This window comes from Mesorhizobium sp. PL10, assembly GCF_053714315.1.
The window spans coordinates 64581-85822 of sequence record NZ_JBSKBR010000019.1 but is presented as its reverse complement, the minus strand read 5'-3'; the positions used below and the strand labels follow the sequence as shown (position 1 = coordinate 85822).

The 21242-nt window shown below is 66.3% G+C and carries 21 protein-coding genes and 1 tRNA gene; 5 read left to right on the top strand and 17 right to left on the bottom strand.

Annotated elements, in window-relative coordinates; genetic code table 11:
* Positions 1-67: 67 nt before the first annotated feature.
* The gene (locus tag ACWGTO_RS25690; protein WP_454577597.1) at positions 68-544 is read left to right on the top strand and encodes an Lrp/AsnC family transcriptional regulator; all 477 of its coding nucleotides are present in this window, start codon (positions 68-70) and stop codon (positions 542-544) included.
* Between the two features lie 19 nt (positions 545-563).
* Here the strand turns inward: ACWGTO_RS25690 and ACWGTO_RS25685 are convergent, their stop codons facing one another.
* The 4 genes from ACWGTO_RS25685 to ACWGTO_RS25670 form a co-directional block, all read right to left on the bottom strand.
* Positions 564-806 carry a hypothetical protein gene (locus ACWGTO_RS25685; protein ID WP_454577596.1) on the bottom strand — a complete coding sequence of 81 codons (243 nt, stop codon included), beginning with the start codon at positions 804-806 and terminating at the stop codon, positions 564-566.
* Between the two features lie 97 nt (positions 807-903).
* Positions 904-2121, bottom strand: a complete 1218-nt coding sequence (locus ACWGTO_RS25680) for an ABC transporter permease (protein WP_454577595.1) — start codon at positions 2119-2121, stop codon at positions 904-906.
* A complete protein-coding gene (locus ACWGTO_RS25675; RefSeq protein ID WP_454577594.1) occupies positions 2118-2828 on the bottom strand; it encodes an ABC transporter ATP-binding protein in 711 nt (236 codons plus the stop codon). The genes ACWGTO_RS25680 and ACWGTO_RS25675 overlap by 4 nt, the downstream gene beginning before the upstream one ends.
* 4 nt (positions 2829-2832) lie before the next feature.
* Positions 2833-4119 carry an efflux RND transporter periplasmic adaptor subunit gene (locus tag ACWGTO_RS25670; RefSeq protein WP_454577593.1) on the bottom strand — a complete coding sequence of 429 codons (1287 nt, stop codon included), beginning with the start codon at positions 4117-4119 and terminating at the stop codon, positions 2833-2835.
* Positions 4120-4232: 113 nt separating this feature from the next.
* Here ACWGTO_RS25670 and ACWGTO_RS25665 point away from each other — a divergent pair, with 113 nt between their 5' ends.
* A complete protein-coding gene (locus tag ACWGTO_RS25665; RefSeq protein WP_454577592.1) occupies positions 4233-5141 on the top strand; it encodes a PhzF family phenazine biosynthesis protein in 909 nt (302 codons plus the stop codon).
* Between the two features lie 106 nt (positions 5142-5247).
* Positions 5248-5323, top strand: a tRNA-Lys gene (locus ACWGTO_RS25660).
* Positions 5324-5522: 199 nt separating this feature from the next.
* Here ACWGTO_RS25660 and ACWGTO_RS25655 read toward each other — a convergent pair.
* Complete coding sequence (locus tag ACWGTO_RS25655) at positions 5523-5837, bottom strand: hypothetical protein (RefSeq protein ID WP_454577591.1); 315 nt, start codon at positions 5835-5837, stop codon at positions 5523-5525.
* A gap of 449 nt (positions 5838-6286) precedes the next feature.
* Between ACWGTO_RS25655 and ACWGTO_RS25650 the strand changes: the two genes are divergently transcribed.
* On the top strand, positions 6287-6499 hold the full coding sequence (locus ACWGTO_RS25650; RefSeq protein ID WP_454577590.1) for a hypothetical protein: 213 nt from the start codon (positions 6287-6289) through the stop codon (positions 6497-6499).
* 357 nt (positions 6500-6856) lie between these two features.
* Here ACWGTO_RS25650 and cobT read toward each other — a convergent pair whose 3' ends face one another.
* The 7 genes from cobT to cbiE are packed head-to-tail and all read right to left on the bottom strand — an operon-like array spanning position 6857 to position 13148.
* Positions 6857-7867: a nicotinate-nucleotide--dimethylbenzimidazole phosphoribosyltransferase gene (gene cobT, locus ACWGTO_RS25645; RefSeq protein WP_454577589.1), complete on the bottom strand. Its 1011-nt coding sequence runs from the start codon at positions 7865-7867 to the stop codon at positions 6857-6859.
* Between the two features lie 24 nt (positions 7868-7891).
* Positions 7892-8659 carry an adenosylcobinamide-GDP ribazoletransferase gene (locus ACWGTO_RS25640; RefSeq protein ID WP_454577588.1) on the bottom strand — a complete coding sequence of 256 codons (768 nt, stop codon included), beginning with the start codon at positions 8657-8659 and terminating at the stop codon, positions 7892-7894.
* Positions 8656-9969 (bottom strand): cobyrinate a,c-diamide synthase, encoded by a 1314-nt coding sequence (locus ACWGTO_RS25635; protein ID WP_454577587.1) that lies wholly within the window; start codon positions 9967-9969, stop codon positions 8656-8658. The genes ACWGTO_RS25640 and ACWGTO_RS25635 overlap by 4 nt, the downstream gene beginning before the upstream one ends.
* Entirely contained in the window at positions 9966-10778 is an 813-nt protein-coding gene (gene cobA / locus ACWGTO_RS25630) for a uroporphyrinogen-III C-methyltransferase (RefSeq protein WP_454577586.1), read from the bottom strand. The genes ACWGTO_RS25635 and cobA overlap by 4 nt, the downstream gene beginning before the upstream one ends.
* On the bottom strand, positions 10775-11539 hold the full coding sequence (gene cobM, locus ACWGTO_RS25625) for a precorrin-4 C(11)-methyltransferase (protein WP_454577585.1): 765 nt from the start codon (positions 11537-11539) through the stop codon (positions 10775-10777). Before cobM ends, cobA begins: the two co-directional genes overlap by 4 nt.
* Positions 11536-11922 (bottom strand): cobalamin biosynthesis protein, encoded by a 387-nt coding sequence (locus ACWGTO_RS25620; RefSeq protein WP_454577584.1) that lies wholly within the window; start codon positions 11920-11922, stop codon positions 11536-11538. Before ACWGTO_RS25620 ends, cobM begins: the two co-directional genes overlap by 4 nt.
* Positions 11919-13148: a precorrin-6y C5,15-methyltransferase (decarboxylating) subunit CbiE gene (cbiE, locus tag ACWGTO_RS25615; RefSeq protein ID WP_454577583.1), complete on the bottom strand. Its 1230-nt coding sequence runs from the start codon at positions 13146-13148 to the stop codon at positions 11919-11921. The genes ACWGTO_RS25620 and cbiE overlap by 4 nt, the downstream gene beginning before the upstream one ends.
* Position 13149: 1 nt before the next feature.
* Between cbiE and ACWGTO_RS25610 the strand changes: the two genes are divergently transcribed.
* Positions 13150-13917 (top strand): cobalt-precorrin-6A reductase, encoded by a 768-nt coding sequence (locus tag ACWGTO_RS25610; protein ID WP_454577582.1) that lies wholly within the window; start codon positions 13150-13152, stop codon positions 13915-13917.
* Here ACWGTO_RS25610 and ACWGTO_RS25605 read toward each other — a convergent pair.
* The 5 genes from ACWGTO_RS25605 to ACWGTO_RS25585 are packed head-to-tail and all read right to left on the bottom strand — an operon-like array spanning position 13881 to position 21238.
* Positions 13881-14645, bottom strand: a complete 765-nt coding sequence (locus ACWGTO_RS25605; RefSeq protein ID WP_454577581.1) for a precorrin-3B C(17)-methyltransferase — start codon at positions 14643-14645, stop codon at positions 13881-13883. The genes ACWGTO_RS25610 and ACWGTO_RS25605 overlap by 37 nt on opposite strands.
* Positions 14642-15421, bottom strand: coding sequence for a precorrin-2 C(20)-methyltransferase (locus tag ACWGTO_RS25600; protein WP_454577580.1), 780 nt, complete (start codon positions 15419-15421; stop codon positions 14642-14644). Before ACWGTO_RS25600 ends, ACWGTO_RS25605 begins: the two co-directional genes overlap by 4 nt.
* The gene (locus ACWGTO_RS25595) at positions 15418-16050 is read right to left on the bottom strand and encodes a precorrin-8X methylmutase (protein ID WP_454577579.1); all 633 of its coding nucleotides are present in this window, start codon (positions 16048-16050) and stop codon (positions 15418-15420) included. The genes ACWGTO_RS25600 and ACWGTO_RS25595 overlap by 4 nt, the downstream gene beginning before the upstream one ends.
* Positions 16051-16052: 2 nt before the next feature.
* On the bottom strand, positions 16053-17549 hold the full coding sequence (cobG, locus tag ACWGTO_RS25590; protein ID WP_454577578.1) for a precorrin-3B synthase: 1497 nt from the start codon (positions 17547-17549) through the stop codon (positions 16053-16055).
* A complete protein-coding gene (locus ACWGTO_RS25585) occupies positions 17546-21238 on the bottom strand; it encodes a cobaltochelatase subunit CobN (protein ID WP_454577577.1) in 3693 nt (1230 codons plus the stop codon). Before ACWGTO_RS25585 ends, cobG begins: the two co-directional genes overlap by 4 nt.
* Between the last annotated feature and the right edge of the window lie 4 nt (positions 21239-21242).

Below are 21242 nucleotides of genomic sequence, written 5' to 3'. Positions count from 1 at the left end.
AACGATTCTTGCATGCTTCACAGATGGGCGATCCGATTGCCAAGATCATCCATGAAAGATCATCAAAATGGAAGAAGCTTCCACGTCGGCCCTTGACCGCATCGACATGAAAATCCTGCGTGCGCTCCAGGCTGAGGGACGGCTGACCAATGCGGAGCTGGCGGCCCGCGTCAATGTCAGCGCCGCCACCTGCCATCGGCGTACGCAGCGCCTGTTTGAAGAGGGCTACATTACCGGGGTGAGGGCAGAGATCGCGCCCGTTGCGGTCGGCCTTGGCGCGCTGGTCATGGTCGGCGTCGTGCTCGACCGTTCGACACCGGAAAGCTTCGCGGCTTTCGAAGAGGCCGTGCTCGAACTCAAGGAGGTGCTGGACTGCAATCTGGTGGCCGGCGACTTCGACTATCTCCTGAAGATCAGGGTCCGCGACATGGCGGATTTCAACAAGCTGCATGGGCAGAAACTGATCGCGCTGCCGGGCGTTCGGCAAACCCGGACCTTCTTCGTCATGAAGGAGGTCAAGGAGAATGCGAGACTGCCGTTCTGACAGGTCTCAAAGCGCAAAGTCAGCGTGGCGTCTTTTGCTGCGCCGCCTTGCGGTCGCTGCGGGCTGCGGCGACAAACAGGATGACGCCGAGACCCAGCAACCCGCCCATCGCCGTCCCCATCGTCTGGCCGACTACGCCCTGAAAATCGGCTGTGACGCGATCAGGATTGGCCATGCCGTAGCGGGCCAGATACCACCAGATGCCGGCAAGGGCGCCTTCGATGATGACCATCGCCAGGATCAGCCGTGCTTTCTTGCTCATTGCCACTCCTCGACCAGAGATGCTTTGCCCTAGCATCGCAGACCGGACGACAACAGTGTTGTCGGCGTCGGCAAGCACCCAAGTTGTGGATAGCAGATTACTCGTGCCGCAGCGCGTCGATCGGATCGAGCCTGGCGCCGCGCAGCGCCGGGAAGAAGCCGAACACCATGCCGATCAGCGCCGAAAAGCCGACGGCGAGCAGAATGACCGCCGGGCTCGGCGCAAACGGTATGGCCAGCGTCGCCGAGGCGAGGCCGGCCAGCGCCAAGCCGATCAGGATGCCGATGATGCCGCCGAGCAGCGACAGCACCGTCGCCTCGACCAGGAACTGGATGAGGATGTGCTTTTCATGCGCGCCGATGGCCAGCCTGATGCCGATCTCGCGGGTGCGCTCGGTGACCGAGACCAGCATGATGTTCATGATGCCGATGCCGCCGACCAGCAGGCTGACGCCGGCGACCGCGCCCAGCATGCCGGTCATGGTGGTGGTGGCGCTGGCCATGGCGTCGGCGATCTGGGTCATGTCGCGGATCGAGAAATCGTCTTCGCGGTCGGGCGTGATGCGCCTTGTATCGCGCAAGATGTCCTCGACGCGCGGCTGCAGTTCGGTGGTCGGCGTGCGGTCGTCGGCGGCGACGTAGATGTTGTCGATGTCGCGGTTGCCGGCGATGCGGCGCTGATAGGCGGCGAGCGGCATCAGGACGACATTGTCCTGGTCCTGGCCGAAGCCGGTATAACCCTTGGGTTCGAGCAGGCCGATGATCTTGCACGAGGTGCGGTTGACGCGGATGATCTCGCCCTCGGGATCGCCGGCGCCGAAGAATTGCTGGCGCACCGTCTCGCCTATCAGGCACACGCCGGTGCCGGAGCGTGTCTCCGAATCCGAGAATGGCCGTCCCGAAACCAGCTTCCAGTCGCGCGCGTCGAGATAGGCGCTGTCGGTGCCGGTGACGCCCGAGGTCAGGCTCTCGGTGCCGAAGATGACGCGCACCTGTTTTTGCGAGGCCGGGGCAATGGCGCGCGCCCCAATGAGATGCGCGACGAGTGCCGCGACATCCTTGTCGGCCAGCGGCCGCACCGCCTGGTCGAGCCCACCCGGTCCGCCAGTCCCGGCCGGACGGCCGGAACGGACGACGAGCAGGTTGGAGCCGAGCTTGGCGATATCGGATTTGACCTTGGCCGTGGTGCCCGAGCCGATGGTCAGCATGGCGATGACGGCGGCGACGCCGATGACGATGCCGAGCAGCGTCAGGAACGAGCGCAAGACATTGCGGCGGATGGAGCGCAGGGACAGGCGGACGGTTTCCCAGATCATTGGGCTACCTCGAGATCCTTCGAATCGGAAGCGACGTGGCCGTCGAGGAAGCGGATGGTGCGTTCGGCATAATCAGCGACGTCGGCCTCGTGGGTGACCATGGCGATGGTCAGGCCAAGCTCGCGGTTCAGCCGCGTCAACAGCTCCATGATCTCATGAGTGCGGGCAGTGTCGAGATTGCCGGTCGGTTCGTCGGCAACGAGCAGCGTCGGCCGGGTGACGATTGCGCGCGCGATCGCCACGCGTTGCTGCTGGCCGCCGGAGAGTTCGGCCGGCGTGTGGTGCTCGCGGCCGACAAGGCCGACCTCGGCCAGGGCCTGCATGGCGAGGTCGCGGCGCTCGCGGGCCGGGGCGCCGCGATAGATCAGCGGCAGCTCGACATTCTCCGCCGCCGTGGTGCGCGGCAGCAGATTGTAGCCCTGGAAGACGAAGCCGATGTAAAGATTGCGCAGAAGCGCGCGGCGGTTGCGGTCGAGCCGGCCGGCATCGATGCCCATGAAGGAGTAGGTTCCAGCGGTCGGCGTGTCGAGGCAGCCGATGATGTTCATCGCCGTCGACTTGCCCGAACCGGACGGACCCATGATGGCGACGAATTCGCCACGCTGGATGGCAAGATCGACGCCGGCCAGCGCATGCACCTTGGCTTCGCCCTGGCCATAACTCTTCCAGACCGTGTCGAAGCCGATGAGGGTCGCGCCCGCGGCCACGGCGTCAGCTCCGCAGCTGCGAGGCGGTGATAACCTCTGCGCCTTCGTCGAGGCCGGACGTGATCTCGGTCAACTCGCCGTCGGTGGAGCCGATCTTGACGTTGACCGGATGTGGCCGGCCATTCTCCAACACATACAGCGTGCGCGAGCCGTCGGGGGGCGCCTTCGCCGCGTCGCGCTGCCGGTTGGGGCGGCCCATGCGGCCGGTGAACAGGTCGCTCAGGCTCCAGCTGCGGGCCGCCTGCTGTGCCGGCCGGTAGCGGAAGGCGGTGGAGGGCACGGTGAGCACGCTTTTGGCTTGCCTGGTGACGACCGAAACCGTGGCGGTCATGCCGGGCCGCAGCAGCAGCTCATTGTTGTCTACCTCGAGCCGCGCATTGTAGGTGACGACGCCGTCGGTGGTGACCGAGGCGTAGGAGATGTCGCGGATCTCGGCGTCGAACGGCCGCTCCGGAAAGGCATCGACGGTGAAGCGCGCATGCTGGCCTGATTTGACTGCGCCGATATCGGCTTCGTCGACAGCCGCCACCAGTTCCATGTTTCTCAAATCGGCGGCGATGATGAACAGCACCGGCGCCTGCAGCGAGGAGGCGACCGTCTGGCCGGGGTCGACCGAGCGCGTCAGCACGATGCCGTCGATCGGCGCATAGATGGTGCTCTTGGCAAGGTCGGTCTGCTGCGCCTTGAGGTCGGCCTGGGCGATCGCGAGATTGGCTTGCGCGCTGTCGAGCGCCGCCCTGGCGCGGTCGCGCGTGGCGGTTGCGGCTTCGAGCGACTGGTCGGTCGCCATGCCGCGTTTGGTGAGGGCTGCCGCGCGCGTCAGGGCGCTTTCGTTTTCCTGCAGTGTCACCTTGGCAGTCTCGACGGCTGCCGCAGCCGCCTTGGCCGAGGCCTCGGCGCGTTCGATCTGGACCTCGAGTTTCACCGTGTCGAGTGTCGCCAGAACGTCACCCTTCTTGACCTGCTGGTTCTCCTCGGCCGAGACCGAGCGGATGATGCCGGACAGCTCGCTCGATATATCGACCTGGGTGAGGGGCTGCAGCGTGCCGGTCGCCGACACCGCGACGGTGAGGTCGGCAATTGTGGCCGGCGTGGAGGTGTAGTCGATCTTGGCGGGAGAGCCGGCATACCATTGGTAGCCCGCGAGGCCCCCGGCAAAGGCGATCAGCGCCAGCAGGGCGTAAAGCCAGAAGCGGCGGCGCGTCTTGCGCACGCCGCTTCGGTCCAGTCCAAGCGCCGCCTCGATGGCGGAATCCGATTCCGTCTTTGGCAGATTGACAAGCTGGTCCACGCCGGACCCCTATGAAAGCGCAATGTCCCTATATGTGCACAGATCAGGCTTGGTGGTTCGAATATCAAATTAAATTTCGGCCATGTTCGGATTGAGGCGGAAGGTTTTCCAAGATGCAGACGCGCAATTACTTGCTCTACGATGTGTTTACGACCGAACGGCTGGCCGGAAATCCGCTGGCTGTCGTGCTCGACAGCAAGGGGCTGGACACAGCGGCCATGCAGGCCATCGCCCGCGAGTTCAACCTCTCCGAATCGGTTTTCGTGCTGCCGCCGGACGATCCAAAACATCGCAACCGTATCCGCATCTTCACGCCCGACTATGAAATGCCGTTTGCCGGTCACCCGACCGTCGGCGCGGCGATTGCGCTGGCCGAACTCTCAGGCGAGGGCGACGCCGGAATCTTCGTGCTGGAGGAGAACATCGGCCCGGTGCGCTGCGCGGTCAGCAAGCATGATGGCGCCACCTTTGCCGAGTTCGACCTGGCCAAGTTGCCGGAGCCGTTGAAGCTGGAGGCCGACCCGCATGCGATTGGTGCTGCCCTTGGCCTGGCGCCGCACGAAATCGGCTTCGAGAATCACCTGGTATCGTTCTGGTCCGCCGGCGTGCCCTACGTCACCATTCCCGTCGCCAACCTGGAGGTGGCGGGCCGGATCAAGCTGGACAACCAGGCCTGGTCCGAACTGGCGCCGCGCAAGAGCGAATGGGCTTTCGCCAGCCCGTATGCCTATTGCCGCCAGACGGTGAACCACGACAGCGCCTTCCACGTCCGCATGATCGTGCCGGGCACGCCTTCCTATGAAGACCCGGCAACTGGTTCGGCGGCAGCCGCCTTTGCCGGCGCCATCATGCATTTCGATGGCCCGACCGACGGCATTTCACAGCTGTGGATCGAGCAGGGACTGGAGATGGGCCGCTCGTCGCGCATCCGGCTCGAACTCACTGTCGAGGCCGGAAAACTGGCCTCCGCGCGCATCGGTGGCCATGCCATCAAGGTGGCGGAAGGCAAGCTGTTCGTTTGACCATCTGCGGCACTTCGGCGTTTTGTCGGGAAATGATTCCGGCAGGGCTGGACAGGACCGGTATCGGCGGCTATATGCCCGCCAACACCGGTTTTGCCGGTCGAGTGGGTGCGTAGCTCAGTTGGTAGAGCAGCTGACTCTTAATCAGCGGGTCCACAGTTCAATCCTGTGCGCACCCACCAAATTCCTCAAGGAATTCAGTGGGATATTATTTCGGAGCCGAAACGTTCGGTTGTCCGAAAAGCCATTTGGGCACGTTTTCGGGCACGAAGCCGGTCAAGGTGTTCCGCCCGTTCGTCGCCGGTCGATACCGGCATAGTCAGGAATGCAGGTGAAGAACACGGGCCACTGATCCCGGCCGGCCGATTTGCGTCGCAATCCCTAGATGCGCGTAGCGCTATTTTCCCGGCTACCAAAATGTCGCGTCGGCGCCGGCCGATCGGCGCTTCGCTCTTGGTCTGATCGGCCGCCCACCTCAATGATTCCGACCAGTGCGCGAACAAACTGAACCATATCGTTTGCCGTGATGGCTGCCTCGTCAGGACTTTGCCCAATGTGCTCGGCGGCTGCGCAACATGACAGGCGGATGAGATCGTAGTGTGAATCCCTTTCATCCTCCGGAAACGCCGCTATTTTAAGGGCTCGGCGATGAATCAACCGCAGCAATTGTTCGAGAGCTGCTCCGACGACACTCATGCGTTTGCTCCGCATTGGTCGAGCGTTTTCCGGCGCTCCAGGGCGCGCGTTGTAACGTCGATGAGGGAGGTGGTTTCCCGTCCCCGTGATGTGGAGGGTGCGTCACAGCCGTTAATATATCGTTTCCTTCTAATATAAGACGCATCGCACAAGCCGCCCTGCAACTAGGCTGGGGCCGGGCGCCTCCTCAGAAATCGTTCGTGCAAGCATCATTGTAAAGCAGGCGCCGGCTCACAAAAAAAGAGCCCGGAAGCCGTAGCCGCCGGGCCAATTCATTGGCGCGCTCATCATGGAAGCCACCCGGCAGTAGCAGCTGAGACGACGATGGCGAAGCCGGTGAGGCGCAGGTACGTCAAAGGTTGAAGTCGGTTCGCCCTATGGCGATCTCGCTGGGGCAAGCGATCTGAGCGACGCTTAATGTCAGCACCACCGAGTTTTGAGTTGCTGTTATGCGTTTTGAATCTCTGACCATTGGAGACAGCCGTTCCGAGCTTCATCGACTTGTGCGTCTTCGCTTTCGGATTATGCGGCGCCTTGATGAGGTCGACCGCTCGGCAGACCTTGTCCTGTCGGCTGCGGCCGAGTTGATCGAAGCTGTCAAAGTTGAGCAGGCCAAGAAGGTCAGGGAAGCCTTGCCGGAAAGCTGGACTTTGGGGCTGTGACGCAGGAGCAAGAGCACCGACGTTGGTTCTTGGCACCTCTTTCCTCCGAAGCCCTCTTGCGGCGTTGGTGACGTTCTCGACGTTTCGCGATTTTGACGGTCTAAAATCTCCTTTGCGGTAAAAAGTGTCGGTGACGGTCTCTTCTCTGTCTCCGTCTCCGTAGTAAGAAACTGTTCGGGAACTGTCCAACAACAGTTCCGAGTCATGATGCCGAACGCCTTGTCATGAAGTTCGTCCCGACGAGGCGCGAACCTCCCGCGTTCAAGGTTTCGATAGTGCTGGGGGTAGCCGTTGCGGTTATCTCCGAGCCGCACTGACAAAACGGGGCGGCCCGGATCTGGTTGCGGTGAGCGGTGTCTACTTCTCCGACACACCGGCCTCAGCAAAGCTCGCCATCCTGGCATGGCATTCCAGCGCCGAGCGCACGATGTTGACGGCAAGACAGGCGCCTGAGCCTTCGCCGAGCCGCATGCCGAGATCGAGCAGCGGCGGCAGGCCGAGCGCTTCCAGCAGGCGGCGATGGCCGGATTCGGCCGAGACATGGGCGGCGATGGTGTGGGCGAGGCCGCTTGGGTGCAGCCGTGCCAGGGGCGCTGCGGCAGCGGTGCAGACGAAGCCGTCGAGCAGCACAGGCACATTGTTGCGGCGCGCGGCGAGTGTGGCGCCGAAAATGGCGGCGAGTTCGCGGCCACCAAGGGCTGCGGCGATCTTCAGAGGGTCGGACAGTGCAGCGGCATGGCGCTCGAGGCCGGCTTCTATTGCGGTGACCTTGCGCTTCAGCCCGGCATCGTCGACGCCGGTGCCTCTGCCCGTCCATTTTTCCGCGCCGCCGCCGAACAGAGCGGTTGAAATGGCGGCCGCCGGCGTCGTGTTGCCGATGCCCATCTCGCCGAAGCAGACGAGGTCGATATCGCCGGTCACAGCGTCGTAGCCGGCGGAGACAGCGGCAAGGAAGGCTTTTTCCTCCATCGCAGGGGTTTGCGTGAAGTCGCCGGTCGGGTGGTCGAGGTCGAGCGGGATGACGTCGAGTTCCGCACCGGCGATGCGGGCAAGCTGGTTGATGGCGGCACCGCCGCCGGCGAAATTCGCCACCATCTGCACGGTCACCTCAGACGGGAAGGCCGATACGCCCTGCGCGGTCACGCCATGGTTGCCGGCGAAGACGAAGACTTTGACGCGGTCGAGCTTCGGCATGTCGCGGCCCTGCCAGCGCGCCAGCCAGGCGGCGATGGTCTCCAGCCGGCCAAGGCTGCCTTGCGGCTTGGTCAGCGTGTCCTGACGGCGGGCGACGGCATTGGCCGCCGTGTCGCTGCCGGTGGGCAAATCGAGGCAGGCTGCGCGCAGTTCATCGAGCGATTTGAAGGGCATGGGGGCAGGATCTCCAAAGATGATTCAGGAAAGGGAAACGGAAGCGACGAGCAGGACGGTGATCTCGCCAAGCTGCTGCAGGGCGCCGATCGTATCGCCGGTCTGGCCGCCGATCTGGTTGAGGCAGAGCGCGCGCAAGGCGCTGAAGACGAGGGCAAGCAGGATGAGCGCGGCAAGTCCGCCGCCGAGGCCCAGAGCCAGCAGGGCGACGGCGCCGATGGCGGCGCCGAGTACTGCGGTTTGCAGGGAGATATCGCCGGCGCCGGCCGACAGGCCGTCATGGCGCGCCGGCGCCGCCAGATGCATGAACGCGCCCAGCAGGCCGCGCGAGGCGGCATGGGCGGCAATGAGCGCAAACAGCACGCTGGTTGGATTGGCTATCTGCGACAACGCGCTCCAGCGGATGAGCAGCGACAGGCCAAGCGCCGAAGCGCCATAGGCGCCGATTCGGCTGTCGCGCATGATCTCCAGTTTTTTATCGCGGGTCTTGCCGCCACCAAAGCCGTCGGCGACATCCGACAGCCCGTCCTCGTGCAGGCAGCCAGTGGCGAGCAGCGTTGCGGCAAGGGCAAGGGCGGCCGCCGGTCCTGCGGCAAGGCCGAGCTTTACACCGATGGCGTAGACAACGGCGCCAACCAGCGCCACGGCGAGGCCGGCGATTGGCGCGGCCCAGATCGCATCGGCAAGGCTACGGCCGCGAAAGTCGAAGAGCGGGAGCGGCAGCCGTGTGAAGAAGACGAGGCAGAGCGTGACGTCGTCGAGTGCCTGCCGGGGTGAGGGGACTGTGCTCATCCGCTCCTCGCGATGGCATGGAAGAAGGTGCCGCTGACATGGCCGCGCCGGTAGCCGGAAGCGCCGAGCGGATTGCCCTGGCCGTCGGCGAGGTCGGCCAGCGGCTCGTCACTGCCGGTGGCAGTCATCTGCGCATAGTGGAATTCGTGGCCGCGGATCAGCGTGCCTTCCGCGCCCAGCGGGCAAGCGGCGCGCAGCCGCGCCTCGCGGTAGCCGAGGTTCATCTTGCGCTTGGCGAAGCTGGTGGAGTGGCCGAGCAGGCCGAGCATTTTGTGCGTTTCGCCGGACGCATCCTCCAGCGCTTCGCCCAGCACCATGAAGCCGCCGCACTCGCCATGGACTGGCTTGCTCGCAGAGAAGCGCACCATGCCTGCGTGGAAATTTACTGCCGCCGCAAGGCGGCCGGCGTGAAGTTCGGGATAGCCGCCGGGCAGCCAGCAGACATCGCAATCCTGCGCCGGCGCTTCGTCTGCAAGTGGCGAGAACGGCACGATCTCCGCGCCGGCCTTGCGCCAGTGGACGGCGACATGCGGGTAGAGGAAGGTGAAGGCGGCGTCTTCCGCCAGCGCAATGCGCTGGCCCGGCGGCGGCAACGCGTCGCCGAAACTGCCCTGCGCTGGCGAAAACGGCGCCGCCAGCGCCATGATGGCGTCGAGGTCGAGCGATTTTTCGACCATGTCGGCCAGCCGATCGAGATGTGCCATCAGGTCGGCGTATTCGCCGGCCTGGACGAGGCCGAGGTGGCGCTCCGGCAGGTTCAGCGTGGGATCGCGCAATATGCTGCCGACGACCGGCAGGCCGAGTGCTTCGATGGCTTCGCTGCACAGCTTGCGGTGACGTTCGCTGCCGAAGCGGTTGAGCACGACGCCGGCCATGCGCACGGCGGGGTCGTAGGTTGCAAAACCCTTGGCCACGGCCGCCGCCGTCGTCGACTGGCCGGAGACGTCGAGCACCAGCAGCACCGGCAAATGATAGAGCCGCGCCAGGTCGGCGGCCGATCCGGTGCGGCCTTTGGCAGCCGGTATGCCGTCGAACAGGCCCATGGCGCTTTCGAGAAAAATGAAATCGGCGTCCTCGGTGGCGTTCCCCGCCAACGCGTTGAGCAGATCGGGCGACATTGCCCAGCTGTCGAGATTGACGCCGGACAGGCCGGTCGCCGCGGTGTGAAAACCGGGATCGATGTAGTCGGGACCGGATTTGGCGCCGCGCACCTTGATGCCGCGCCGGGCGAGCGCCCGCAAGATGCCGATGGTGACGCTGGTCTTGCCGGAGCCGGAGCGCGGCGCGCCGATGATGATGGCGCGGGTCATGCGTCACCCGCCAGTGCCGCGCGCATGGCGACGATGCCACCGACGACGATGAGCGCCGGTGAGGCAAGCCCGGCGGCAGCGGCCGCTTCGGCGATGGTGGCAAGTGTCGCGACGACGGTGCGCTCCTGCGGTGTCGTCGCCGAAACGATGACCGCCGCCGGCGTCGATGGCGCCAGCCCGCCTTCGAGCAGCGACGCGGCGATCACGGGCAGGTTGGCCATGCCCATATAGATGACCACAGGCTGGCCGGTGCGGGCGATTGCCGCCCAGTCGAGGTCATCATCGGTGCCGGCGGCGTGTCCGGTCGCCAGGATGACCGCCTTGTTGATGCCGCGCATGGTGGCCGGGATTCCGGTGGCGGCCAGCGCACTCAGGCCCGATGTCAGGCCGGGCAGCACGCGGAACGGGATGCCTTCCCGCGCCAGCGCCAGAGCTTCTTCGCCGCCACGGCCGAAAATATAGGGATCGCCGCCCTTCAGCCGGACGACACAGCGGCCTTCGCGCGCCAGCCGCACCAGGAGGGCGGTGATGTCGTCCTGCTTCATCGACGGTTTGCCGCCGCGTTTTCCCGCGAAGAACAACTCGGCATTCTCCGCAACGGCCACGACATCCGGCGAGACGAGCGCATCATAGACGAGGGCATCGCATTGGCCGAGCGCGGCCAGCACTTCCAGCGTCAGGCAGCCGGGATCGCCGGGGCCGGCGCCGGCCAGCCAGACATGGCCGGGCTCGAGCCGGCGCGGCTTGAACTTCAGCCGGGCGAGCGCCCGGTCGAGCGTGGCGCCGTTATCCTTGGTCTTGCCGCTCACAGTCCGTCCCGTCCGCGAAAACGCCGCTGGTAGTGGGCGTCGTACAATGAACTCTCGCCAAACCCTTGCGCTGCCAGCGAGCGGCCGACGAAGATGATCGCCGTGCGCTCCATCGGGTCGGCGGCAAGCAGCGCCTCGATGGTGGCCAGCGTGCCGGTCAGCACGCGCTCATCCGGCCACGAGGCGCGAAAGACGATCGCCACCGGGCAATCGCCGCCATAATGCGGCGTCAGCTCGGCGACGACGCGGTCGATGGCGTGGATGGCGAGATGTATGGCGAGCGTAGCGCCGGTGCGGCCAAAGCCGGCAAGCGTTTCGCCCGGCGGCATTTTCGAGGCACGACCGGAGACGCGGGTCAGCACCAGGCTTTGCGCGACTTCGGGAATGGTCAACTCGCGACGCAGGGCTGCGGCAGCAGCGGCGAAAGACGGGACGCCCGGCGTCAGCGTGTAGGGAATGCCGTGCTTTTCCAGCCGGCGGATCTGCTCGGCAACCGCGCTCCACACCGATAGGTCGCCGGAATGCAGGCGGGCGACATCGTGGCCGGCCTTGTGGGCTTCGAGGTAGGCGGCCTCGATCTCGTCGAGCGACATCGGCGCGGTGTCGATCAGTTTCGTTCCCGGCGCGCAGTGCTGCAGCAATTCGGGCGCGACGATGGAGCCGGCATGCAGGCAGACGGGGCAGCTCGCCAGCAGTCGCGCGCCGCGCAGCGTGATGAGGTCGGCGGCACCCGGACCGGCGCCGATGAAATGGACGGTCATGGCGCGTCTCCGCTGATGGCGATAGCGCAGGTGACCGGGCCGAGCACCGTGCGGGGCCCGAGCAGTTTTGCACCGGCGCCGGCGACGGCAAGGGCTGATGCCTCGGAGACGGAAGGCGTGCCGGCGCGTTCTTGCGAAACGTCGGAACGGCTGAGCACCGCCGACGAGGCGGACTGAAGGGCTGCGTCATCGACGATTATGACCGGAAGATTGAGCGTGCGGCCGGCGGCGGCGATCGCTTCTTCATCCTTCTTGAGTGCGGCTGTGGCTAGTGCGGACAGCGCCGTCATCGTCAGGCCGTGCGCTTCAACAGCGGTTTCGATCGCCGCCAGCACATCTTCGACGCTCACGCCCTTCCGGCTGCCGATGCCCGCGACCATCATGGTTTCATCCAGCTCCATTGGGTGACCGGCATGGCCGGCCGCCAGGCCTGCATCGAGCCGACAGGGGAAGCGCGGGAAATGGCGATGCGGGTGAGATCGCCGCCCCGCTTTGTGTGCTGGGCCAGTAGCAGGGCCTCCATTTCCAGCGTCACGGCATTGGCGACGAGACGGCCGCCGGATGGCAGCGCCTTGATGGCGGCATTCAGCACGCCGATGTCACTGCCGCCCCCGCCGATGAAGATCGCGTCCGGCGTGGCCAGTTTGTGAAGCGCCTTGGGTGCCGACCCTTCCACCACGACAAGGCCGGGAACGCCGCAATGCGCGGCGTTGCGGGCGATGCGGGCCGCACGGTCTTTGTCAGCCTCGATGGCGATGGCGCGCATCGAAGGGTGGGCCAGCATCCATTCGATGCCTATGGAGCCGGAGCCGGCGCCGATATCCCACAGCAATTCGCCACCCCGCGGCGCCAAAGCTGCAAGCGTCATGGCGCGGATATCGTGCTTGGTGATCTGGCCGTCATGCTCGAACAGATGATCGGCGCGGCCAGCGGTCAACGGCAGGATCCGCGCTTCCGGTGTCGATTCAAATTCGAGCGCCAGCACGTTGAGCGGATTGATATCTCCAAGATCGAAAGCATCGGCACGAGCCGAGCGCTGCTTCTCGTTTGGCCCGCCGAGCGCTTCCAGGACCGTCAGCCGCGAGGCGCCGAAATCGAGCTCAACGAGCAGGCGCGCGATCGCCGCGGGCGCGTCGCCGTCCGATGTCAGCGCCAGGATGCGCGCGTTGGGCTGCAGCAATGGCCGGATCAGGTCGAGCGGCCGGCCATGCAGCGAGATGGTCTCGATGTCCTGCAAGGGCCAGCCGAGCCGCGCCGCCGCCAGCGAAATGGCCGAGGGTGCAGGGATGACATGCATCTGCTCAGGCTTCACCTTGCGGGCCAGGGTGGCGCCGACGCCATGGAAGAATGGGTCGCCGGAGGCGAGCACGCAGACGCGCCGGCCGGCGAGCGCCAGCACGTCCGCCATGCCCGGATCGAAGGGAACCGGCCAGGAACGCGGCTCGCCCTTGGCGAGCGAAGCGACCAGTGCCAGATGCCGCTTGCCGCCGAAGATGATCTCGGCCTCCACGATCAGCCGCTTGGCCTCGTCGCCGAGACCCGCTAAACCGTCCTCGCCGATGCCGACGATGGAGAGCCATCTGGCGTCGCGCGGACCCTTAGCAGGCATGATGACCCACCGCATTCTGATCCTTGGCGGCACCAGCGAAGCCCGGCAACTCGCGGGAAAGCTGGCCGCGCGGAGCGATCTGTCTATTACCCTGTCGCTGGCAGGCCGTACCGAAAGCCCGGTGGCGCAAGGCGTGCCGGTGCGCAGCGGCGGATTTGGCGGCGCCGACGGGCTGGCCGCCTATCTCAGGGAGACGGGCACCGACCTGCTGATCGACGCGACGCATCCCTATGCCGCGCAAATCTCCGCCAATGCAGCGCAGGCCGCGCAAATGACCGGCGTGTCGATCCTGGCGCTGCGACGCCCGGGCTGGGAGCCTGTCGACGGCGACCGATGGACGCTGGTCGATACGGTGGGCGATGCGGTGCTGGCGCTGGGACTGGAGCCGTGTCGCGTCTTCCTGGCGCTCGGCCGGCAAGAGGTGGCGGCTTTCGAGGCCGCACCGCAGCACCATTATCTCATCCGCAGCGTCGATCCGGTCGAGCCGAAACTGGCGGTGCCGGATGCCACCTACCTTCTGGCGCGCGGGCCGTTTCGCGAGGCGGACGAACGCGCATTGCTCAAGGAGCACCGCATCGATGTCGTCGTGTCCAAGAACAGCGGCGGCGAAGCCACGTACGGCAAGATCGCCGCAGCGCGGACGCTTGGCATCGAGGTGGTCATGGTGCGCAGGCCCACCCTGCCTGACGTGCACTCGGCCGGAACCGTTGAAGCGTTGGCCGCGATGCTCGATCATGGTCTTGAGCCCGTCGCGGAACGCGGCGTATAGACCAGCGCCGGCTTGTCGCCGCGCTTGATGATCCTTGTTTCCGGCGAACCGATAATGATGCAGGTCGCCATATCGGCCTTTTCGGCCTCGACATCGGCCAGCAGAAACACCTCGATACGCTCATCCGGCCTGCCGGCGGCGCGGCCGAAGATCACCGGCGTGGTGCCGGGCAGGATCGCGGTGAGGCATTCGAAGGCGCGGCCAAGCTGCCACGGTCGCGCCTTGCTGATCGGGTTGTAGAGCGCGATGACGAAGCCGGCGCCGGCCGCTGCCAAAAGGCGCAGTTCGATCAGGTCCCAGGGCTTGAGATTATCGGACAGCGAGATGGCGCAGAAATCGTGACCGAGCGGGGCGCCGATCCGGGCGGCAACCGCCAGCATGGCGGTGACGCCGGGCACGACGGCGACATCGACGGCGCGCCATTCGGCCGGACCGGCCTCGATGGCCTCGCAGACGGCAGCCGCCATGGCGAACACGCCGGGATCGCCGCCGGAGACGACGGCGACATCATGGCCCTCGGCGGCCTTTGCCAGCGCGTCCCTGGAGCGGGCGAGTTCCTCACGATTGTCGGAAGCGACGCGGGTCTGGTCCGGGCGCAAGTCCAGCCGGTCGAGATAGGGTTTGTAGCCATAGAAGAACTTTGCCTCGGCGACGGCACTGCTGGCTTCCGGCGTGACCTGATCGGCATTGCCGGGCCCGAGGCCGATGACGGTCAGGCGGCCACTCATGGCTTGGCTCCCATTCCCATAACGCCAGGCCGGCCGGACCAGCCGGCGACCAGCACGATGGCGAAATAGGGCGCCTTGTCGTCAGGCTTGTCGGCGAGCTTCATCGAGACGCTGCCGGCCATGGTGCCGCGCTCGACATAGACGGCGCGGGCGAGCTTGCCGGTCGCCTCCAGCGCGCGCCTGATCTTGGGCAGGTTGCGGCCGACCTTCATGATCACGGCAGCGTCGGTATCGGCGAGACGGCGAGTCAGCTCGAACTCGCTCATCGTGCCCGGCAAGACCGTCAGCACATCGTCGCCCTGAACGATCGGCACACCGGTCTGCGACCAGCAGCCGGACATTGCGGTGACGCCGGGGACGACTTCGGTCGGAAAGCGGTGCGCGAGGCGCACATGCAGGTGCATGTAGGAGCCGTAGAACAGCGGGTCGCCTTCCGACAGCACGGCCACCATCCGGCCGGCTTCGAGGTGCTCGGCGACTTGCTCGGCCGACTGCTCGTAGAAATCGGTGATCTGTGAGCGGTAGTCGTCGTGATCCTTGTCGATCTCGGTGGTGACGGGATAGAGCAGCGGCAGTTCCAGCATGTCGGCCCGAAAGCGCGCCTCGACGATGGCGCGGGCGTTGCTGTTGTTGCCGCGCTTGGCGAAATACGCCACGACATCGGCCTCAGCCAGGACGCGCGCGGCCTTCAGCGTCAACAGTTCGGGGTCGCCGGGACCGGTGCCGACGCCGACGAGGCGGCCTTTGGGCGACCCTTCTTGGACAAGCGCGTTCACAGGCCCGGCCTCGCCAGCGAGTTCAGCGCGGCGGCGGTCATGGCGCTGCCGCCAAGCCTGCCGCGCACGATGGCACAAGGCACGCCGTAGGAATTCTCGGCCAGCGCATCCTTGGATTCGGCCGCACCGACGAAACCCACCGGCATGCCGATGATGGCAGCCGGCTTGGGCGCACCGTCGCGCAGTTTTTCCAGGAGATAGAACAGTGCCGTCGGGGCGTTGCCGATGGCAACGACCGAACCCGCCATGCGCTCGCCCCACAGGTCTATTGCCGCGGCCGAGCGGGTGTTGCCGATCTTCCTGGCGATGTCGTGCGTGCGTGCGTCGCGCAGCGTGCAAATCACCTCATTGCCGGCCGGCAGCCGGGCGCGGGTAACGCCGTGGGAAACCATTTCCGCGTCGCAGAAGATCGGCGCGCCGGCTGAAAGCGCGGTGCGGGCGGCGGCGACGAAATCGCTGGAGAAGACGAAATGGCTGGCGGCTTCGACCTGGCCGCAGGCGTGGATCATGCGGATGGCGACATCGGCTTCGGCGTCCGAAAAGCGCGACAGGTCCGCCTCGGCGCGGATGATGGCGAAGGAGCGCTCGTAGATCGCGTTGCCGTCATGGATGTAGTCGTAGGCGGCCATGCTCATTTCCGTTTTTTAGTTTGGGCCTGTCGGTAAGCCTCGGCGATTGCCGCCGGCCCGAGCCTTGTCAGGCAGGCGGCGGCGGTTTCGCCTTGATATCGTGCGCTGCGGACCATTGCGGCGATGCGACCGATGCCGCGCGCGGCGTCATAGCCCGGCCTGTAGCCCGCAGGAAGGGGCTTTGCCGTCGCGTTCACGACAAGTCCGGCTCCGTTTTCGCCGCCGACCAACGTTAGCGCAGCCGGGCCGGGGTGCGCGCAGCCCTTGGCGCAACCGGAAATGTGCAAGGTGAAGTCGAGGATGTCAGCGTTTTGCGCGGCGATCGTCTCGGCGATGTCGCGGGTGGCGATGCGGCCGGAGGCGCAGGCCGGCGTGCCGGGGCAAGCGGCGATGCGGATGCGCGGGTCGGTGGCGGTGGTGACGAAGCCGAGGGATTTTGCTTTGGCTTCGAGGAGGTGGTTGGCGGCGGCTGGCTGGCCGAGGAAGAGGAGAGCACGACCCGGGGCGAGGCGGATTGCTGATGTGCCGAGGGTGAGGGCCTGTTGGGCAAGCGCGATGAGCTTGTCGGCCGGCATGCTGCCGTAGGGGAGGCCGAGGCCGAGGGCGGTGGCGTTTGCGGTCAGGTCGAAAGTTCCGATAGGTCGGCGATCCTGCACACCCCCCTCTGTCCTGCCGGACATCTCCCCCGCAAGGGGGGAGATTGAGCTGTCGTTGCCGCGTTCGCCAATCACAAGCGTGGCGTCATTTCTAGCTGAGAGGGAGGCGCCAGCGGCGGAGCTGCCGATCTCCCCCCTTGTGGGGGAGATGTCCGGCAGGACAGAGGGGGGCGCGACAGAGTGCCAACCCGCGAGAGAAGCCAATTGCCTCTCTAGCAAGTCCCTCGCGTGAGCTTCACGCCCTTTCTCGGCGACCATCCGAAGCACCGCGACGGCAATGTCGCGTGCGGCATCTTCCTCGACCGTTGCAAGTCGCTTCGCGCTTTGGCCGTCGCCAGCAACCGACATGGCCCACACGACTCCAGCGCCGCCTCGCACCGCACTCAGCCTGACATCCGCCGTCACCGCATCCAGCGCCAACTGCCCGCCGCCATCGACAACCACCGAAACCTTCGGCCCCAGCCGCGGCGTCAATCCCGCTTCCTCAACCGCCGCCCTGATCCGCTCGGCCAGAGCCCGCGGATCGGCGATCTCATGCGGATCGATGCCGGCCAGCGGCCCGGTCTCGACCGGCACGCCGGTGCGCACGGCAATCCCCAGCGCATCGACCTCAGCCGCCAGCAGCGCCGCACTTTCCGCCGTGAGCCCGCGTATCTGCAAACTGCCGCGCGCGGTGACTTCCATGATGCCGTTGCCGTGCCGCAGAGCGGTTTCGCAGAGTCCGATCAACGATTTGGGGGAAAGTCCTCCAGCAACCGGGTTGAGCCGCACCAGCAGGCCGTCACCGGTTTGCATCGGCGCCGACAAAGCCGGGCAGGCGCCGCGCCTTGAGAAGGCGTTCATGCGGCGACCCCGTGCGCCTCGGCCTCAGCGATCAGCGCGGCGAGATCGTCGTCGACGGAATTGCGCAGGGGATGCCAGAGACCGCGCCGGCGCGCCGACAGGAAGCGCTCGGCGATAGCCTTCGCGGCGGCGGGGTTTTCCCGCAGGATGAAGGCGCGCACCAGGGGATCGCCGACATAGGCGTCGTGCACCGCCTCGATCAGCGCGCCTGAAATGGCGTGCGTGGTTTCGGCGAAGCCGATGAGACGGTCCACCGTCTCGGCGAATTCCGATGCGCCGCGCGGGCCGTGCCGCATCTGGCCAGCGATGAAACGGGCGTTCACGGCACGCGCCCGCACCACCCGCGACACGGCTTCGCCGACCGAACGCGGCTTGGGCTTTTGCGGATCCGTGGTGTCGAGCACGATCACATCGGCATTTCGGCCCAGCGTCGCCAGGGCCGCCGAAAAGCCGCCGATGAAGGCGACATCGGCGGAACCTTCGAGAATGTCGCGGCCGGGGTCGTCGCCGGTGTGGACGAGAAGATCGGCCTCGGCGATGCGGGTCTCGAAGGCGCCGGGGGAGGCGATGCCTTCGCCGTCGGCGCCGCCATAGGCATGCGATGTGGCATCGAGATAGGCGCGGCCGATCTCTTCGCGCGCCCCCCAGTCGCCGCTCGACAACAGGTCCTCGACGCCGGCGCCATAGGTGCCGGGCGAGGTGCCGAAGATGCGCGGGCTGATCCGGCCATCGGCGCGGGTTTTTGCCGCGAGCGGGTTTTCCGAATCCTCCTCATCGCGGGCGGCGACAGCGTTGGCGGCGGCATCGATCAGTGCGATCTGGGTCGGGAACATGTCGCGGAACAGGCCCGATATACGCCACGTCACGTCGACGCGCGGGCGGCCGAGCGTGGCCGGGGGCAGCACCTCGATGCCGGTGATGCGGCCAGTGGCGGTGTCCCATAGCGGCCGGCAGCCCATCAACGCCAGGCCCTGCGCTATCTCTTCGCCGCCGGTGCGCAGCGAGGCCGAACCCCAGAGATCGATGACCAGCGAGCGCGGCCAGTCGCCATGCGACTGCATGTAGGCGCGCACGACTTCCTCTGCCGCTGCCTTGCCGAGTTCGCAGGCGGTCGGCGTCGGCATGGTGCGCGGGTCGGAGGTGAAAAGGTTGCGGCCGGTGGGGAGCACGTCGGAGCGGCCGCGCGCGGGCGCGCCGGCGGGGCCGGCCTTGACGTGGCGGCCGTCGAGGGCCGCCAGCAGCGCCGACTTCTCGGCTTGCGCGCTTTGGCGGCGCATGGCGTCGGGTTCGTCGTCGGGCGCGCGGCCATAGATGTGAAGGCCGTCCTTGACGGCGAAATCCTTGAGGTCGCAGAGCCAGGCGTCGATGCGGCGCAGCGCCTCGTCGGGTGCATCGGTCCTGGCGACACCGGCTTCGGAGGCGAGGCCGGTTTTTTGGGCGGTGTCGACGATCAGTTTTGCCAGCCGATCGCGGCGGCGGCGGTCGAGGCCGTCGGCCTGGGCATACTCGTCGACCAGCCGTTCCAGTCTGTGCTGCTCCTCGTCGAGGCCCGCGCCGGCCAGCGGCGGTGGCAGATGGCCAAGCGTGACAGCGGCGATGCGCCGCTTCGCTTGTGCGGCCTCGCCCGGGTTGGAGACGATGAAGGGATAGATGACCGGCAACGGGCCGGTGACGATTTCGGGAAAGCAGGCTTGCGACAGCGCAACTGTTTTGCCCGGCAGCCATTCCAGCGTGCCGTGCGCGCCGACATGGATGATGGCATGAACGCCGAGCGATTTGCGCAGCCACAGGCCGAAGGCGATGAGGTCGTGGCGCGGGGGCAGCGTGGGGTCGTGGTAGTCGGCGCGGCGGTCGGCGGAACGGCCGCGATCTGGGGCCAGCGCCACGGTGATGTTGCCGAAGGTCGCGGCGCGGAAGGGGAAATGTGGCGAGGTTGGCGCGTGAGCACCCCCCTCTGTCCTGCCGGACATCTCCCCCGCAAGGGGGGAGATTGTGCTGTCACCGCCGGTTTCGCCAATCTCCAACTTCGGAAGTGACGCATCGACGGCAAAGCTGCTGATCTCCCCCCTTGCGGGGGAGATGTCCGGCAGGACAGAGGGGGGTGCCTCGCGCGAACTTCTCTCTTCGGCCTTTCCCCATGCCGCCTCTACCGCAGCAATAGCTTTAACCGGCAGACCCTTCGAGAAGTGGCGATACTCCTCCACCTCCAGCCCGTCGCCACTCCGCTCCAGCAAATCCAGCAACCCTCGCGGCGTTTGTGGAATCCCTTCAACCGCATAGCCCTGCTCCTTCAGGTCATGCAGCATGGCGAGCACGCTCGACGGCACATCCAAGCCCACGGCATAGCCGGTGCGGCCGGGCGCGCTTGGATAGTCCGGAATCAGGATCGCCAGCTTGCGCTCGGCGAGAGCTGTCTCCTGCAACCGGATGAAGGCCGCTATCCTGTCCGCGACCTGCGCCACGCGATCCGGCTCCGGCCGGTTGGCGAAGGCGCGGTGGCCAAGTGCGGGATCGGTCTCGCTCTCGCCCTTGAAGGAAATCGCGCCGGCGAGGATGCGGCCGTCGAGTTCGGGCAGCACGACATGCATGGCGAGGTCGGCGGGCGCCAAGCCGCGCTGGTTCCTGTCCCAGACGTCGCGGCGTGTGGTGGCGACGATCACCTGGAAGACCGGCACGCCGGCACGGTCGAACAGGGTTTCGACGCCGGGTTCGGCGCCGGAAGCGAAGGCGGTCGCGGTGATGATGGCGGCGGGGTTTAGCGAGGCCAGTGCGGTTTCGACGAAGGCCAGCGACGTCGGGTCTTTCAGGCTTGAGACGAAGATCGGGACGGGGAGGATGCCGCGCTGGCGGAGCGCCTCATAAAGCGCGTCGATGGGCGCGACATCGGCAGCCAGCAGCATCGAGCGGTAGAAGAGGATGGGGATGATGGCGATATTGTCAGCGCCGCGTTCCCGCCCACCCCCCTCTGTCCTGCCGGACATCTCCCCCGCAGGGGGGGAGATTGAGCTCGCATCAATGGCTTCGCCTATCTCAGACGAAATAGCGCCTGCATTCGTGACGGCCGATCTCCCCCCTTGCGGGGGAGATGTCCGGCAGGACAGAGGGGGGTGTGCAGGATTGCCAATCTCAATAACCCCACGCCCCGGCTGATAATACCCCGCCTTCGGCACGCTGACCGGCTCGGCCGCCGCCACATTCGACCCAGCCAACCCCGCCAGCCGCTGCACCAGCCCGCTCATATTCGCCGGGCCGCCCTCGCGGAAATAGCCGAGCAAGGCGTCCAGCTCCGCGCGCGGCAGCGTCGAGGCTTCGATCAGCCTGAGATCCTCGTCATGGCTTTCGCCGGGCAGCAGCGCCAAGTTTATGCCCCGCTCACGAGCAGTCGCGGCAAGCTGGTCGCAGCCATAGCGCCACCAGTCATAGCCGCCGAGGATGCGCACCAAGATCACCTTGGCGTGGCGGGCGACGCTGTCGACCCAGAGGTCGACGGACATGGGGTGGCGCAGGTCGCGGAGCGCCGCCAGCCGCATCGAGGGCAGGCGGGCGGTATCGGCCTTCCATGCCGCAGCAAGGCCGGCGAGGTCGCTGTCGGTGAAGGACAGCGCCACGATATCCGCCGGCGTTTGCCTGAGATCAACTGGCTCGGCGAGATCGTCGAGCGAGGTGGATGTGGTCGTGAGTATATGCATCGCT